The following is a 15,103-nucleotide window of genomic DNA, read 5'->3' on the forward strand; positions in this document are numbered from 1 at the left end:
ACTAGGTGTACGACGCCCAGTGAGGGGACGATGTCGCGACTCAGCCGCGAGAAGAAGCGGGAACAGAAGCAGGCCGCACACGCGGCGACCCCGGCGGCGCCGATCGACGTCCACGTCCCCGGGGCCGGAGCGAGCGCGGTGTCCGAGGGGGCCTCGGTCGGCGGCGTCCGCGTCTTCGCGGCCCCCGGCGAGGAGATCCAGCAGGCCGTCCTCGGCCGCCTGCACCACATCGCCCTGGCCACGGGCCATGCCGTCCTCGCCACGGTCCACGACGAGCGGATCGGCTACGTCGTCCCGCTCCGCGTCGACCCGGACGGTTCCAGCCACTTCACCGCGGAACCGACCCGCACGACCCCACCGACGCCGACCGGCCCCCCTCCACCACCCCCGACGCACACGCCTCCGGCCGGACCGGCGCAGGCGTTTTCGCCCGGGGCGACGTCCATGCCCCCGGCGGGGCCGGTGCACGCGGCGCCGGCCGGGCCCTCGCGTCCGGCTTCCGCCGAGACCTCGGTCCCGAACCCCGCCGAGCCGCTGGCCGCGCCCCCGGCCGGACGGGAGCGCCACGAGGGTGACCGGGCCACGCACGTCCTGCGCCCCGCGCCGGATCCGGCGCGCGGCACGACCCCGACGTTTCCGCTGCGGGCGGTGCCCGAGCCGGAGCCGGCGGACCAGCCCGTGCCGACGTTCGAGCTGCGCGCGGTACAGCAACCCCCTGCCCCGCAGGACGCGCTCCCCGACCCATCACAGAGCACACCTCCGACGGCCCCGCAGGACGCGCGCCCCGGCTCGCCGCGGAACACGCCTCCGGCACCCCCGGCTACACCCTCGGCCGCACCCGAGGCCTCGCGTCCGGCCGCACCGCAGGCCGCACCCTCGGCCGGACCGGAGGCCTCGCGCCCGGTTGCGCCGCAGGATGCGCCCTTCGGCTCGCCGCACGGCGCGTCTTCGACCGCGCCGCAGGATGCGCGCCCCGGCTCGGCGCGGGACACGCCTCCGGCACCGCAGGCCTCACCCTCGGCCGCACCGGAGGCCTCGCCCCCGGCCGCGCCGCAGGATGCGCCCTTCGGCTCGCCGCACGGCGTGTCTTCGACCGCCCCGCAGGACGCGCATCCCGGCTCGCTGCGGAACACGCCTCCGGCACCGCAGGCCGCACCCTCGGCTGCACCCGAGGCCTCGCGCCCGGTCGCGCCGCAGGATGCGCCCTTCGGCTCCCCGCACGGCGCGTCTTCGACCGCCCCGCAGGACGCGCGCCCCGGCTCGCCGCGGGACACGCCTCCGGCACCGCAGGCCGCACCCCCGGCTACACCCTCGGCCGCACCTGACTCCTCGCGTCCGGCCGCACCGCAGGCAGCACCCCCGGCTACACCCCCGGCCGCACCTGACGCCTCGCGTCCCGCCGCACCGCAGGCCACACCCCCGGCCGCACCCTCGGCCTCGCGTCCGGTCGTGCCGCAGGACCCGTCCTCCGATGCGCTGAAGGGCACGTACGCGACCCCGCACGGCCCGGTCTCCTCCGTGCCGCAGGGCTCGACGTCCCCGGCCCCGTCCTCGAGTGCGGGGTCGGACGGGACCGTCGGGGTGCCCACCGGGGCGTTCGGTCCGCCGCCGTCCATGGACGCGCGGCCGCTCCCCGTTCCGGGGGCCGGACCCGGGCCCGGGCCCCGGCCCGAGCCGGTGCCGGACGCCGCCCTGCTCGCCGCCGATCCCGACCCCAAGCCCACCCCCGCCCGCGGCTTCGACGCCGTCGCGGAGGCCGTGCTCGGGGACGAACCCCTCGGCGCCCCGGGCGACCCCGCCGCACCCGCGCTCCTCGCGGAGCCGGTCGCGCGGATCAACGAGGCCGTGAAGGAGGGCCGGATCGAGGCGGCGGCCGACCTGGCGGACCGGACCGTCGCCCAGGCGTCGGAGACGCTGGGACCGGAGCACCCGGAGGTGCTCCGGCTGCGCGAACTGACCGCGTACATCGCCTACCTGGCCGGTGACCCGCTCCGCGCCTTCCACCTCTCGCTCGACCTGGCCGGTGCGCGGCGCCGGGCCGGTGACGCGGAGGGCGCCTACGGCAACGTGCGCAGCGCGGCCACCGCCTGGCGGGCGGTGCGCGATCCGGCCCTGGGACTGGAACTCGGCCGCGACCTGGTCGGCCTGTGGACCGAGCTGGCCTCCGCCGGCGGCCCCGCCGCCGAGGAGATCGAGGAACTGGAGTCCGCCCGCGCCCGCATGGGCCGCCTCACCGCACGCGCCCGCGCGCGGTGAGGCAGGACCGGAGGCTACTGCGACAGCGCCCACACCGCGTGGGCGACGGCGTCGCTGTTGCGGTTCAGGGCCGTGTCGTTGATGTTGGCCGTGGTGTCGCAGGAGGAGTGGTAGCAGCGGTCGAAGGCCTGCCCCGCCGTACCGCCCCACTTGGCCGCCTGCGCCGCCGTCTTCACGCGGCCGGCCCCGGTGAACAGGCCGCCCACGGGAACGCCCGCGCTCTTGAAGGGCGCGTGGTCGGAGCGGCCGTCGCCCTCGGTCTCGATCTCCGTCGGGACGCCGATGCCGGTGAAGTAGTCCTTGAACGTCTTCTCGATCGCCGGGTCGTCGTCGTAGACGAAGTAGCCGGGGTTCGGGGAGCCGATCATGTCGAAGTTCAGGTACGCGCTGATCCGTGAACGGTCGCCGGTGGCCAGCCGGTTGACGTAGTACCGGGAGCCGACCAGACCGAGTTCCTCGGCACCCCACCAGGCGAACCGCAGGTGCTTGGTGGGCTTGTACTGCGCCCGGGACACGGCCAGGGCCGTCTCCAGGACGGCGGACGAGCCGGACCCGTTGTCGTTGATGCCGGGCCCGGAGGAGACGCTGTCGAGGTGGGAGCCGGCCATCACGACCTGGCCGGCGTCGCCGCCGGGCCAGTCGGCGATCAGGTTGTAGCCGGTGCGGCCGGAGGCGGTGAACTGCTGGACGGTGGTGGTGTAACCGGCGGCGTCCAGTCTGGCCTTGAGGTAGTCGAGCGAGGCCTTGTAGCCGGCGCGGCCGTGCGCGCGGTTGCCGCCGTTGGCGGTGGCTATGGACTGCAGCTGGGACAGGTGGGCCTTGACGTTCGCCACCGGTATGTCCGGCGCGGCGGCCGCTCGGGTGGGAGCGGAGGACGCGGCACCGGCCACGGCACCGCCGGTCAGCAGCATGGCGGTCGCCATGCCGGCCGCGGCGACGGCGCGCGCGGAAACGGAGAGCTTCATGTGGGGGCTCCGGATTCCCTTGGGGCCGCCCGCGGGTTCCACGGGCGGCCCACAGTGAATGGGGTGCCTGGATGGTGAAGCTGGTACTGACTCTCCGTCAAGACATCGAACCGGCCACGGCGTTGGCGCCCCGGGCCGGGAGGGGAGTCCCGCTCGCCGTCACTGCACGCAGAACTCGTTGCCCTCCGGGTCCGCCATCACGAGCCACTCGCCGCCCTGCTCCGCCACCCGCCGCAGCACCCGCGCCCCGAGCCTCTCCAGCCGTGCGGCCTCCTCCTCGCGCCGCCCCGCACCCGGGTGCAGATCGAGGTGCAGCCGGTTCTTGCCCGCCTTGGCCTCCGGCACCCGCTGGAACAGCAGCCGTCGCCCGAGCCCGGTCCCGCTCTCCTCCTCGAACGGGTCCGCGGGGTGCCGTACGGCGACCAGGTCGCGGAAGGCGCGGCGGCCGTGGAACTCGACCGTGGCCTCCTCCGGCAGCGCGCCGAAGCCGAGCAGCCGCTCGATGAGGGCGCTGTTGTCCTCGACCTCGTACCGCAGCGCGGCGGCCCAGAAGTCGGCCTGCGCGTGCGGGTCGTTCGCGTCGATGACCACTTTCCAGTGCACGGGGGTGGCTGATGCCGGTGTCTGCGTCATGCGACCACATGTACTGCACGCGGGCCGCCACGGCACCGAAGGCGCAGCGGCCGGGGAGCCGACGAGCGGACCGAATCCCGTTTGCGTGGCCGGCCCCCACCGGAGGAGGGTCGGTTCATGGGCACGCGTGCCTGGGCGCCTGGTCGCCCGCTTCGGTGACGCCCGGGTGATCCTCGGCGGTTTCCTCCTGGGCGGGGCCGCCTACGCCCTGTTCCTGCCGGTCGGCACGGACTGGTCCTACGCGATGATGTTGCCGACGCTGCTGCTGTCCGGCCTGGCGTTCGCCCTGGCCTACGGGCCGCTGACGATCGCGGCGACGGACGGGGTCGAGGAGTCGGAGCAGGGCCTGGCCGGCGGGCTGCTGACCACGGCGACGCAGTTCGGTTCCGCGATCGGCATCTCGGCGGTGACCGCGGTCTACGGCCTGGCGTCCACCGGGTCCGGTCCCGAGGCCACGCTCTCGGCCTTCCGCGCGGCGCTGATCGTGCCGGTCGTCCTGGTGGTGCTGGGCGCGCTGATCTCGGTGGTCAGCGTGCGCGAGGTGCGGCGGGCGGTGCGCAGCGCGTCCCCGGTGAGCAGCGCCAGCGCCAGCCAGACCAGCGCGAAGCCGGCCCAGCGCTCCGGCGGCATCTCCTCGTGGAAGTAGAAGACGCCGAGCAGGAACTGGAAGACGGGCGTCATGTACTGCAGCAGGCCGATGGTGGACAGCGGCACGCGGATGGCGGCCGCGCCGAAGCAGACCAGGGGGAGCGCGGTGACGATCCCGGCCGAGGCGAGCAGCGCGGCGTGCCCCGGGCCCTCGGCGGTGAAGGTGGCCCCGCCCCGCGCGCTCAGCCACACCAGGAAGGCGAGCGCGGGCAGGAACTGGATCGCCGTCTCGGCGGCCAGCGACTCGACGCCGCCGAGGTTCACCTTCTTCTTCACCAGCCCGTACGTGGCGAAGGAGAAGGCGAGGCACAGGGAGATCCACGGCAGCCGGCCGTAGCCGATGGTCAGCACCACGACCGCCGCGCAGCCGGTGCCGACCGCCGCCCACTGCACCGGCCGCAGCCGCTCCTTCAGCAGCAGCACGCCCATCGCGATGGTGACCAGCGGGTTGATGAAGTACCCGAGTGAGGCCTCGACGACGTGCCCGGAGTTCACGGCCCAGATGTACAGGCCCCAGTTGACGGTGATCACCGTCGCGGCGACCGCGATCAGGCCCAGCTTGCGCGGCTGCCGCAGCAGTTCGCCCGCCCAGGCCCAGCGGCGCAGCACGAGCAGGGCGGCCCCGACGAACACCAGTGACCACACCATCCGGTGGGCCAGGATCTCCGTCGCTCCCGCCGGCTTGAGCAGGGGCCAGTACAGGGGGACCAGACCCCACATGCCGTAGGCCGCGAAGCCGTTCAGCAGTCCTATGTGCCGCTCACCCCTCGGCTTGCGCGTCACGGGCCCCTCCTTCGCACGTCCTGTCCGCGTGCTCGACGGTAACGCCGAGCGCCCCCGCCTGTCATGCCCGTATCGGCATACGGTCATGACAGGCGGGGGCCGGGGGCCCGGAGCCGCGCGGGGCGTCAGTTGCGGAGCGCGGCGGCGACGGCCTCGGAGAGCGGAGTGGTGGGGCGGCCGGCCAGCCGGGACAGGTCGCCGGTGGAGACGACCAGCTCGCCCTTCTCGATGGAGGCGTCGACGCCCGCGAGCATCCGCGCGACCGGCTCCGGCAGGCCCGCGCCGGTCAGGATCGAGGTCAGGGCCTCGGTGGAGACGGGCTGGTAGGCGATCTCCCGGCCGGTCTGCCGGCTCAGCTCGGCCGCGTACTCGGCGAAGCTCCAGGCGGTGTCGCCGCCCAGCTCGTACGTCGTGTTCTCGTGGCCCTCACCGGTCAGCACGGCCACGGCGGCGGCGGCGTAGTCGGCCCGGGAGGCGGAGGAGACCCTGCCCTCGCCGGCCGCGGCGACGACCGCGTCGTGCTCCAGCACCGGGGCGAGGTTCTCGGTGTAGTTCTCGTGGTACCAGCCGTTGCGCAGCAGCGCGTAGGGCACGCCGGAGTCCAGCAGGAGCTCCTCGGTGCCGCGGTGGTCGTCGGCGAGCGCGGCGGTCAGGGTGCCCGGGGCGCTGGTGTAGGCGAGCAGGGCCACACCGGCCGCCCGGGCGGCGTCGATGACGACCTTGTGCTGCTGCACCCGGCCCTTGTCGAACTCGTTGCCGGAGATGAGCAGCACCTTGTCACCGGGCGCGAACAGGCCGTCGAAGGAGGAGGGGGTGTTGTAGTCGGCGAGGGCGATCCGCACGCCGCGCTCCGCGAGATCGGCGGCCTTGCCGGCGTCGCGCACGACCGCGGTGATCTGCCCGGCCGGGACCTTCTCCAGCAGCTGCTCCACGACGTGACGGCCGAGGTGTCCGGTGGCTCCGGTGACGACGATGCTCATGGTGAGGACTCTCCTTGTGGGGTGCGTTGGCACTAACCATAGGAGAAGCGCTAACTTAGGGAAAGTACCCACTTTGAAGTAAGGTACTGGCATGGCAGTAAGTAGCAGTGAGGCGCTGTGCCCGCACCGGCTCGTCCTCGAGCACGTCACCAGCCGCTGGGGCGTGCTCGTGCTGATCGCGCTCCTGGACCGCCCGCACCGCTTCAGCGAGCTGCGCCGGGCGATCGGCGCGCAGGGCGGCCGCGCCGTCAGCGAGAAGATGCTCACCCAGACCCTCCAGACCCTGGAGCGCGACGGCCTGGTCCACCGGGACGCCCGGCCCGTCATCCCGCCCCGCGTCGACTACTCCCTCACCGGCCTCGGCCGTGAGGCCGCCGAGCAGGTCCGGGCCCTCGCGCGGTGGACACAGCGCCGCATGGACGACGTGGAGCGGGCGCGCCGGGCGTACGACGAGGCCCGGGCCGCCTCGTAGCGGTCCCGGGCCCGAGAGGTGCGCGGCCGAGGTGCGTGGCCGCTGCGCGCGGCCGAGGTGCGTGGCCGCTGCGCGCGGCCGAGGTGCGCGGCCGCTGTGCCCGGCCGTTGTGCGCGGCCGGTCAGCCGACGACGGTCCAGGTGTCGCCGCCCGCCAGCAGCGCGGCCAGGTCGCCCTTGCCGTGCTGCTCGACGGCCTGGTCCAGCTGGTCGGCCATCTGCGTGTCGTAGACGGGCCGCTCGACCGAGCGGAACACGCCGATCGGGGTGTGGTGCAGGGTGTCCGGGTCGGCGAGCCGGGACAGCGCGAACGCCGTCGTCGGCGACGGGGAGTGCGCGTCGTGGACGAGGATCCGTCCCTCGTTCTCCGGCGTCACGGCGACCACCTTCAGATCCCCGGTCAGCTCGTCCCGCACGACGCCCTTGGCCTGGTCGGCGCCGAAGCGGATCGGCTTGCCGTGCTCCAGCCGGATCACGGCCTCCTCGGCCTGCTGCTTGTCCTTCAGGGCGTCGAAGGCGCCGTCGTTGAAGATGTTGCAGTTCTGGTAGATCTCGATCAGCGCCGTGCCCTGGTGGGCGGAGGCCTGGCGCAGCACCTCCGTCAGGTGCTTGCGGTCGGAGTCCACCGTCCGGGCCACGAACGACGCCTCCGCGCCGATCGCCAGCGACACCGGGTTGAACGGCGCGTCCAGCGAGCCCATCGGCGTCGACTTGGTGATCTTCCCGACCTCGGAGGTCGGGGAGTACTGGCCCTTGGTCAGGCCGTAGATGCGGTTGTTGAACAGCAGGATCTTGAGGTTGACGTTGCGGCGCAGGGCGTGGATGAGGTGGTTGCCGCCGATGGACAGGGCGTCGCCGTCGCCGGTGACCACCCATACCGACAGGTCGCGGCGGCTGCTGGCCAGGCCCGTGGCGATGGCCGGGGCGCGGCCGTGGATGGAGTGCATCCCGTAGGTGTTCATGTAGTACGGGAAGCGGGAGGAGCAGCCGATGCCGGAGACGAAGACGATGTTCTCCTTCGCCAGCCCCAGTTCGGGCATGAAGCCCTGCACGGCGGCGAGGATCGCGTAGTCACCGCAGCCCGGGCACCAGCGCACTTCCTGATCGGACTTGAAGTCCTTCATGGACTGCTTGGCCTCGGCCTTGGGGACCAGGTTCAGTGCCTCAGTCATCGATGGCCTCCTTCAGAGCCGAGGCGAGCTGCTCCGCCTTGAACGGCATGCCGTTGACCTGGTTGTACGAGTGGGCGTCGACCAGGTACTTCGCCCGGATGAGCGTGGCGAGCTGCCCGAGGTTCATCTCGGGGATCACCACCTTGTCGTAACGCTCCAGCACGGAGCCCAGGTTCCGCGGGAAGGGGTTGAGGTGGCGCAGGTGGGCCTGGGCGATCCGGCCGCCTTCCTTGCGGATCCGGCGGACGGCGGCGGTGATCGGTCCGTAGGTGGAGCCCCAGCCGAGGACGAGGGTGCGGGCGCTGTCCGGGTCGTCGACGTGCAGGTCGGGCACGTCGATGCCGTCGATCTTCGCCTGGCGGGTGCGGACCATGAAGTCGTGGTTGGCCGGGTCGTAGGAGATGTTGCCCGTGCCGTCCTGCTTCTCGATGCCGCCGATACGGTGTTCCAGACCCGGGGTGCCAGGGACGGCCCAGGGACGGGCCAGGGTGTGCGGGTCGCGCTTGTAGGGCCAGAACACTGCGGTGCCGTCGTCCAGGGTGTGGTTGGGGCCCTGCGCGAACTGCACCCTCAGATCCGGCAGTTCCTCAAGCTCCGGGATGCGCCAGGGCTCGGAGCCGTTGGCCAGGTAGCCGTCGGAGAGCAAGAACACCGGCGTGCGGTAGGCCAGCGCGATCCGGGCCGCCTCCAGCGCGGCGTCGAAACAGTCCGCCGGAGTGCGCGGGGCGACCACCGGCACCGGGGCCTCGCCGTTGCGGCCGAACATCGCCTGCAGCAGATCCGCCTGCTCGGTCTTGGTCGGCAAACCCGTCGAAGGCCCGCCGCGCTGGATGTCCACGATCAGCAGCGGCAGCTCCAGCGACACCGCCAGCCCGATCGTCTCCGACTTCAGCGCCACCCCCGGCCCACTGGTCGTGGTCACCGCCAGCGAACCGCCGAACGCCGCGCCCAGCGCCGCCCCGATCCCGGCGATCTCGTCCTCCGCCTGGAACGTGCGCACCCCGAAATTCTTGTGCCGGCTCAGCTCGTGCAGGATGTCCGAGGCCGGAGTGATCGGGTACGAGCCCAGATACAACGGCAGATCCGCCTGCCGCGACGCCGCGATCAGCCCGTAGGACAGGGCCAGGTTGCCGGAGATGTTGCGGTAGACACCCGGCGGGAACGCCGTCGCCGCCGGCGCCACCTCGTAGGAGACCGCGAAGTCCTCCGTCGTCTCACCGAAGTTCCAGCCCGCCCGGAACGCGGCGATGTTGGCCGCCGCGATATCGGGCTTCTTGGCGAACTTCGATTGCAAAAACCTCTCCGTGCCCTGCGTGGGCCGGTGATACATCCACGACAGCAGCCCCAGCGCGAACATGTTCTTGCTGCGCTCGGCCTCCTTGCGGGTGAGGTCGAAATCCTTCAGCGCCTCCACCGTCAGCGTGGTCAGCGGCACCGGATGCACGTGATAGCCGTCCAGCGACCCGTCCTCCAGCGGGGACCTCTCGTAGCCCACCTTCTGCATCGCCCGCCGGGTGAACTCGTCCGTGTTGACGATCACCTCCGCACCACGCGGCAGATCGCCGATGTTCGCCTTCAGCGCCGCCGGATTCATCGCCACCAGCACATTCGGCGCATCCCCCGGCGTCAGGATGTCGTGGTCGGCGAAATGCAACTGGAACGACGACACACCCGGCAGCGTCCCGGCCGGCGCCCGGATCTCCGCCGGGAAGTTCGGCAGCGTCGACAGATCGTTGCCGAACGACGCCGTCTCCGAGGTGAAACGGTCACCGGTGAGCTGCATACCGTCACCCGAGTCCCCCGCGAACCTGATGATCACCCGGTCCAGGCGCCGGACGTCCTTCGCGCCCGCCGCTTCGCGCTGCTCTCCTACGACTGCTCCGTCGGCCTGCTCCGCTGGGCTACTGACCTGGCTGGTCACTGAACTGGACCTCCCTAGAGGCGGCTGTCCGGGACAGACCTTCCCGCAGGCCCTCCCAGCTCAACCCTACGACCGCGAGGATCGCCTTCCGTGGGTCATTCGCATGTTGGACACGACTTTGAGACGTATCGGTGCCTTGACCGGCATGTCGGCGGTTTCACGAATTGAGGTACGTCAGCACGGCCAGCACGCGGCGGTGGTCGCCGTCGCTCGGGGACAGGCCCAGCTTGAGGAAGATGTTGCTGACGTGCTTCTCGACCGCCCCGTCGCTGACCACCAGCTGCCGGGCGATCGCCGAGTTCGTCCGCCCCTCGGCCATCAGCCCCAGCACCTCCCGCTCACGCGGGGTGAGCCCCGCCAGCACGTCCTGCTTACGGCTGCGGCCCAGCAACTGCTGGACCACCTCCGGGTCCAGGGCCGTCCCGCCCCCGGCCACCCGCACCACCGCGTCGACGAACTCCCGGACCTCCGCCACCCGGTCCTTCAGCAGATAGCCGACGCCCCGGCTGGAGCCCGCGAGCAGCTCCGTCGCGTAGCGCTCCTCCACGTACTGCGACAGCACCAGCACGCCCAGCCCGGGGTGCGCCTTGCGCAGCTGCACCGCCGCACGGACCCCCTCGTCGGTGTGCGTCGGAGGCATCCGCACGTCGGCCACGACCACGTCCGGCAGCTCGCCCTGCGCGTCCAGCTCCGTGATGGTCTTGATCAGCGCCTCGCCGTCGCCGACCCCGGCGACGACCTCGTGCCCCCGGTCGGTCAGCAGCCGGGTCAGGCCCTCCCTGAGCAGCACGGAATCCTCGGCGATGACCACCCGCACCCTGTCCTCCACGATTGTTCGGCCCCCCACAGCCCGGTGCCGCCCGTCCGCGGCCCACAACGGCTCGCGCCCACCCGTGCGACGGGTCCAGCATTTCAGGCCCGGGCCGTCCATGGGAGCAACACCGGCTTCCCGGCCGGCCGATCCGGGTGGTGAGGGGCACCCGAAGGGCCGGAGGGCGCTGCCCTCCGGCCGGTTACCGCATGCCCGGGAGCCTGGCCCCCGCACGGCTCACCGCACGTGCTCCCCGCGCCACGGCAGCTCCGCCGTCACCCGGGTCGGCCCGCCCGCCGGCGAGTCGACCACCAGGATCCCGTCCACCGCGTCGAGCCGCTCCGCCAGACCCGCGAGCCCGGACCCCCCGGACACCTCCGCCCCGCCCACGCCGTTGTCCACGACCTGCAGCATCAGCCGGTTCTCCGTCCGCCACACCTCGACGTCCGCCCAGGTCGCCCGGGAGTGCTTGCTGATGTTCTGCAGCAGCTCCGACACCGTGAAGTACGCGATCCCCTCGATCGCGGGCGCCGGCCGCTCGGCCAGGTCGACCTCGACCCGCACCGGCACCGTGCACCGTGAGGCCACCGCCGACAGGGCCGCGTCCAGGCCGCGGTCGGTCAGCACCGCCGGGTGGATGCCCCGGGCCAGGTCCCGCAGCTCCTGCAGCGCCGTCTTCACCTCGCCGTGCGCCTCGTCGACCATCCGCTGGGCGGCCTCCGGATCCTCCTGGAGCTTCTCCTTCGCCAGGCCCAGATCCATGGCCAGCGCCACCAGCCGGGCCTGCGCCCCGTCGTGCAGGTCCCGCTCGATGCGCCGCAGGTCGGCCGCCGCCGTGTCGACCACGACCCCCCGGTCCGACTCCAGCTCCACCACCCGCGACGCCAGCCGCGAGGGCCCCAGCAGCCCGTGCACCAGCAGCCGGTCCACCATCGTCAGCGCCCGCACGATCCACGGCATGGCGATCGTGAACAGCAGACCCACCAGGGCCGTCACCGTGATCTCGAACGGGTTGTCCAGGTAGACCCGGTGCGTCTCGTCCCCGTACAGCTGCATCCCGTCCTGCCCGGCGTAGGCCGGGAACACCCAGAACCACAGCGGGTACGTCAGCAGCCCCCAGCCCAGCGCCCACACGTTCACGGTGACGACGAACGAGAACACCGCCCAGGGCAGGTGCAGCACCGAGTAGAGCAACGCCCGCCAGGAGGTGCCGCTCTTGAGGACGGCGCCCATCCACGCCATGGCGCCCTGCCGCTTCATCCGCAACGGCTCCGGGTCGGCCACGTCCAGGCCCAGCAGCGCCCTGGCCCGCGTCCGCTCCAGCGCCCCGATGCCGCGGCAGCCGGCCAGCGCCCCCGCGAGGACCGGTATGCCGAGGAACGTCACCAGCAGGCCCGCCCCCAGCGACACCATCGTGACCGCGTAGGTGAACAGCAGGACGCTGATCGGCAGGCTCAGCAGCACGTATCCGAGCTCGCGCCAGGTGCGGCCCTCGACCGGCGCGCGCAGCGCGGCGGGCAGCCGGTGCCGCCGTTCGGTGCTTCCGGGGAAGGCGGGCCCGCTGTCGAGCCCGTATCCCTGTCCGTACTCCGTGGCCATCGGCGTCGTCCTTCTCCTCGTCCTGCGGCTGTTCCCTCGTACCTCCACCCTGCTCCGCCGCAGGTCGGCGGACCATGGAGTCCGTCGGCGTCTTGGACGGGGGGTTTTCCCCACCCCCGTCGCCGGGCGCGGAGGAACGAGCGCCGCCCGGCACCGGAAAGGGGCCGGGCCGGGCGGTTGACGGTCGGTGTGAGCGCTCTGCCGCGGGGTGGGTGGGCGGCCGGGGCCAGACAGGCGGGCGGTGCGCCGCCGGCCGGCTCGGGCGGGGCTAGCGGTGGGTGTCCGGGCCAGGCACGCGGGCGGTGCGCCGCCGGCCGGCTCGGGCGGGGCTAGCGGTGGGCGTCCGGTTCCCGCGCGCCCGTGCGGTCGCGCCACGGCAGTTCCGCCGTGACCGTCGTCGGGCCGCCCTCGGGGGACTCCAGGACGAACAGGCCGTCGACGGCGTCCAGCCGGTCGGCCAGCCCCTTCATCCCCGTACCGCCGTCGAGACGGGCACCCCCGCGGCCGTCGTCCCACACCTGGATGAGCAGCCGGTCCTCCGCGCGCCACACCTCCACCGACGCCGACTTCGCCCGGCTGTGCTTGCTGACGTTCTGCAGCAGCTCCGAGACGGTGAAGTAGGCGATCCCCTCGATCGCCGCGGCCGGCCGCTCGGACAGGTCGACCGTCACCTTGACCGGGACCGTGCACCGCGAGGCGACCGAGGACAGGGCCGCGTCCAGGCCGCGGTCGGTCAGCACCGCGGGGTGGATGCCCCGGGCCAGGTCCCGCAGCTCCTGGAGCGCCAGCTTCACCTCGCCGTGCGCCTCCTCGACCATCGCCGCCGCCGCGTCCGGATCCTCCAGCACCTTCTCCTTCGCCAGGCCCAGCCCCATCGCCAGATTGACCAGCCGGGCCTGCGCCCCGTCGTGCAGGTCCCGCTCGATGCGCCGCAGGTCCGCCGCCGCCGTGTCGACGACCACGCCCCGGTCCGACTCCAGCTCCGCGATGCGCTTCTCCAGCTCGTCCGAGGGCGACAACAGGCCCCGCACCATCGCCCGGTCCACGTTCGTCAGGCCCCGCGCGACGTACGGCAGCACCGGCCACAGCACGAACAGCGAGGTCAGCGTGAAGGCGAACGTGAACACCCCCCACGGCAGCCGGATGAACTCGTACAGCACCGTGCGCCAGCCCACCGGATCCTTCAGCTGCATCCACAGCCGCTGGACGAAACCGCCCTCGCCGCGCAACCGCAGCCGGCTCGGCTCGTCCACCCGCACCCCGAGCAGCGCCCGGGCCCGCGCCCGCTCCATCCTGCCCAGCTGCCGCGCCCCGATGAGCCCGGCCGCCAGCAGCGGGAACCCGACCACCGTGAGGGTCAGCCCGAGTCCGGTGAACAGCACCGTCACGACATAGGTGAAGCCGAGCAGCGCGACCGGAAGGTTCGCCAGGAGATGCGCGATCTCCTTCCAGGTGTGCCGGTCGTAGGCGAGACGGGGCGGCGGCGGGCGGTCGTCCCGCCCGGCCGCCGGCGTGCCCTCGGGGAGGCCGGGGGACGGGAAGCGTTCGGTCATACGCGTAAGCGTGCCGGGCGGCGCGGCAGTGCGCCATGAGGTGGACCGCCAGGATGGACTGAGGAAAACCCCACCCTCGCGTGCCGGGGTGTGACGGGCTGCTTACCCTGCCCTTATCAGGGCCTAGACTCCCGTGCGTACAGATCGTCGAACAGCGGCGTCCGCGTCTCCGGCCGGACCGGGTCGGGCCGGGTCGCCGCGTCGCGCAATCCAGTCCGAGTTCAGGGAGCGAGGGACGGACGTGCCGGAACCGACCGTCGTCACCACGACCGTCGTCGCGGCGGACTACTTCCAGTCCTACTCGGTCGTCGGGCTGCTCGCCGTCGTCGGCGTGCTGTTCGTCGCCGTCGCCTTCGGCGCCGGCCGCCTGCTGCGGCCCGTGGTGCCCACGCCGGAGAAACTGCTGACGTACGAGTGCGGCGTCGACCCGGTCGGCGAGGGCTGGGCGCACACCCAGGTCCGCTACTACGTCTACGCGTTCCTCTACGTGATCTTCGCGGTCGACTCGATCTTCCTGTTCCCCTGGGCCACCGTCTTCGCCGCCCCCGGCTACGGCGCGACGACCCTGGTGGAGATGTTCATCTTCCTCGGCTTCCTGGCCGTGGGCCTGCTCTACGCCTACAAGAAGGGCGTCCTGGCATGGACGTGACCCCCGAGCCCGTGTCCCTGCCCGAGCCGAAGCGGCTCGGCGCCCTCGCGCGCCTCGCGCCCGAGCCGATGAAGGTGATCCTCAACTGGGGCCGCCGCTACTCGCTCTGGGTCTTCAACTTCGGACTCGCCTGCTGCGCGATCGAGTTCATCGCCGCGTCGATGGCCCGCCACGACTTCATCCGCCTCGGCGTCATCCCCTTCGCGCCCGGGCCCCGCCAGGCCGACCTGATGGTCGTCTCCGGCACGGTCACGGACAAGATGGCCCCGGCCGTGAAGCGGCTCTACGAGCAGATGCCCGAGCCGAAGTACGTCATCTCCTTCGGCGCGTGCAGCAACTGCGGCGGCCCCTACTGGGACTCCTACTCCGTCACCAAGGGCGTCGACCAGATCATCCCCGTCGACGTCTACGTCCCCGGCTGCCCGCCCCGCCCCGAGGCGCTGCTCCAGGGCATCCTCAAGCTCCAGGAGAAGATCGCCCGGGAGTCGCTGGGGGAGCGGTACGGGACCCCTGCGGGGCGCCCTTCGACGGCGGCACTGCAGAGCGGCCTGGTACAGCCGCCGGGCTCGGAGGGCTCCGGGGGCTCCGGGGGCTCCGGCTCGGGCTCCGGCTCGGATTCCGCGCGGGGCTCAGGCTCGGGTTCGGCGCCGGGCTCGGACTCG

12 protein-coding genes and 2 pseudogenes are annotated in these 15,103 nt (G+C 72.7%); 5 read left to right on the plus strand and 9 right to left on the minus strand.

Annotation, left to right across the window (positions count from 1 at the left end; all coding sequences use genetic code 11):
• Positions 1–30: 30 nt before the first annotated feature.
• A complete protein-coding gene (locus ACIGAN_RS28565; RefSeq protein ID WP_399861908.1) occupies positions 31–2,256 on the plus strand; it encodes a hypothetical protein in 2,226 nt (741 codons plus the stop codon).
• Positions 2,257–2,270: 14 nt separating this feature from the next.
• On the opposite strand, the gene ACIGAN_RS28570 is transcribed toward ACIGAN_RS28565, so the two are convergent.
• Both ACIGAN_RS28570 and ACIGAN_RS28575 read right to left on the minus strand, forming a co-directional pair.
• Complete coding sequence (locus ACIGAN_RS28570) at positions 2,271–3,221, minus strand: M28 family metallopeptidase (RefSeq protein ID WP_399861910.1); 951 nt, start codon at positions 3,219–3,221, stop codon at positions 2,271–2,273.
• Between the two features lie 159 nt (positions 3,222–3,380).
• A complete protein-coding gene (locus ACIGAN_RS28575) occupies positions 3,381–3,854 on the minus strand; it encodes a VOC family protein (RefSeq protein WP_365741609.1) in 474 nt (157 codons plus the stop codon).
• Between ACIGAN_RS28575 and ACIGAN_RS28580 the strand changes: the two are divergent.
• Positions 3,853–4,356 (plus strand): annotated as a pseudogene (locus ACIGAN_RS28580) (hypothetical protein); the annotation flags it as partial. The gene ACIGAN_RS28575 and the pseudogene ACIGAN_RS28580 overlap by 2 nt on opposite strands.
• Here ACIGAN_RS28580 and rarD read toward each other — a convergent pair.
• The gene (gene rarD / locus ACIGAN_RS28585) at positions 4,272–5,222 is read right to left on the minus strand and encodes an EamA family transporter RarD (RefSeq protein WP_365741710.1); all 951 of its coding nucleotides are present in this window, start codon (positions 5,220–5,222) and stop codon (positions 4,272–4,274) included. The pseudogene ACIGAN_RS28580 and the gene rarD sit on opposite strands and share 85 nt — an antisense overlap.
• A gap of 188 nt (positions 5,223–5,410) precedes the next feature.
• Entirely contained in the window at positions 5,411–6,265 is an 855-nt protein-coding gene (locus ACIGAN_RS28590) for an SDR family oxidoreductase (protein WP_365741607.1), read from the minus strand.
• 91 nt (positions 6,266–6,356) lie between these two features.
• Between ACIGAN_RS28590 and ACIGAN_RS28595 the strand changes: the two genes are divergently transcribed.
• Positions 6,357–6,737 carry a winged helix-turn-helix transcriptional regulator gene (locus ACIGAN_RS28595; protein ID WP_365088770.1) on the plus strand — a complete coding sequence of 127 codons (381 nt, stop codon included), beginning with the start codon at positions 6,357–6,359 and terminating at the stop codon, positions 6,735–6,737.
• Positions 6,738–6,858: 121 nt separating this feature from the next.
• Here ACIGAN_RS28595 and ACIGAN_RS28600 read toward each other — a convergent pair whose 3' ends face one another.
• From ACIGAN_RS28600 to ACIGAN_RS28620, 5 genes are all read right to left on the minus strand, one after another.
• Positions 6,859–7,908, minus strand: coding sequence for a 2-oxoacid:ferredoxin oxidoreductase subunit beta (locus tag ACIGAN_RS28600; RefSeq protein WP_399861912.1), 1,050 nt, complete (start codon positions 7,906–7,908; stop codon positions 6,859–6,861).
• Positions 7,901–9,829, minus strand: coding sequence for a 2-oxoacid:acceptor oxidoreductase subunit alpha (locus ACIGAN_RS28605; protein ID WP_399861914.1), 1,929 nt, complete (start codon positions 9,827–9,829; stop codon positions 7,901–7,903). The genes ACIGAN_RS28600 and ACIGAN_RS28605 overlap by 8 nt, the downstream gene beginning before the upstream one ends.
• Positions 9,830–9,986: 157 nt before the next feature.
• Positions 9,987–10,646 carry a response regulator transcription factor gene (locus ACIGAN_RS28610; protein ID WP_365735758.1) on the minus strand — a complete coding sequence of 220 codons (660 nt, stop codon included), beginning with the start codon at positions 10,644–10,646 and terminating at the stop codon, positions 9,987–9,989.
• 231 nt (positions 10,647–10,877) lie between these two features.
• Complete coding sequence (locus ACIGAN_RS28615) at positions 10,878–12,239, minus strand: sensor histidine kinase (RefSeq protein WP_399861916.1); 1,362 nt, start codon at positions 12,237–12,239, stop codon at positions 10,878–10,880.
• 329 nt (positions 12,240–12,568) lie between these two features.
• The gene (locus ACIGAN_RS28620; protein WP_399861918.1) at positions 12,569–13,792 is read right to left on the minus strand and encodes a sensor histidine kinase; all 1,224 of its coding nucleotides are present in this window, start codon (positions 13,790–13,792) and stop codon (positions 12,569–12,571) included.
• Positions 13,793–14,033: 241 nt separating this feature from the next.
• Between ACIGAN_RS28620 and ACIGAN_RS28625 the strand changes: the two genes are divergently transcribed.
• Together ACIGAN_RS28625 and ACIGAN_RS28630 are read left to right on the plus strand one after the other, a co-directional pair.
• Positions 14,034–14,441, plus strand: coding sequence for an NADH-quinone oxidoreductase subunit A (locus ACIGAN_RS28625; RefSeq protein WP_010041427.1), 408 nt, complete (start codon positions 14,034–14,036; stop codon positions 14,439–14,441).
• Positions 14,432–15,082: pseudogene (locus ACIGAN_RS28630) on the plus strand (NADH-quinone oxidoreductase subunit B); the annotation flags it as partial. The gene ACIGAN_RS28625 and the pseudogene ACIGAN_RS28630, both read left to right, overlap by 10 nt.
• Positions 15,083–15,103 lie beyond the last annotated feature (21 nt).

This window comes from Streptomyces sp. NPDC085931 (assembly GCF_044540565.1).
Lineage (GTDB): Bacteria > Actinomycetota > Actinomycetes > Streptomycetales > Streptomycetaceae > Streptomyces.

Excerpts from the sequence above, each read along its gene's own strand:
- ACIGAN_RS28620 (WP_399861918.1), bottom strand. The coding sequence starts at position 13,792 with ATGACCGAACGCTTCCCGTCCCCCGGCCTCCCCGAGGGCACGCCGGCG.
- ACIGAN_RS28600 (WP_399861912.1), bottom strand. The coding sequence starts at position 7,908 with ATGACTGAGGCACTGAACCTGGTCCCCAAGGCCGAGGCCAAGCAGTCC.
- ACIGAN_RS28595 (WP_365088770.1), top strand. The coding sequence starts at position 6,357 with ATGGCAGTAAGTAGCAGTGAGGCGCTGTGCCCGCACCGGCTCGTCCTC.
- ACIGAN_RS28575 (WP_365741609.1), bottom strand. The coding sequence starts at position 3,854 with ATGACGCAGACACCGGCATCAGCCACCCCCGTGCACTGGAAAGTGGTC.
- ACIGAN_RS28590 (WP_365741607.1), bottom strand. The coding sequence starts at position 6,265 with ATGAGCATCGTCGTCACCGGAGCCACCGGACACCTCGGCCGTCACGTC.
- ACIGAN_RS28565 (WP_399861908.1), top strand. The coding sequence starts at position 31 with ATGTCGCGACTCAGCCGCGAGAAGAAGCGGGAACAGAAGCAGGCCGCA.
- rarD (WP_365741710.1), bottom strand. The coding sequence starts at position 5,222 with ATGTGGGGTCTGGTCCCCCTGTACTGGCCCCTGCTCAAGCCGGCGGGA.
- ACIGAN_RS28570 (WP_399861910.1), bottom strand. The coding sequence starts at position 3,221 with ATGAAGCTCTCCGTTTCCGCGCGCGCCGTCGCCGCGGCCGGCATGGCG.
- ACIGAN_RS28615 (WP_399861916.1), bottom strand. The coding sequence starts at position 12,239 with ATGGCCACGGAGTACGGACAGGGATACGGGCTCGACAGCGGGCCCGCC.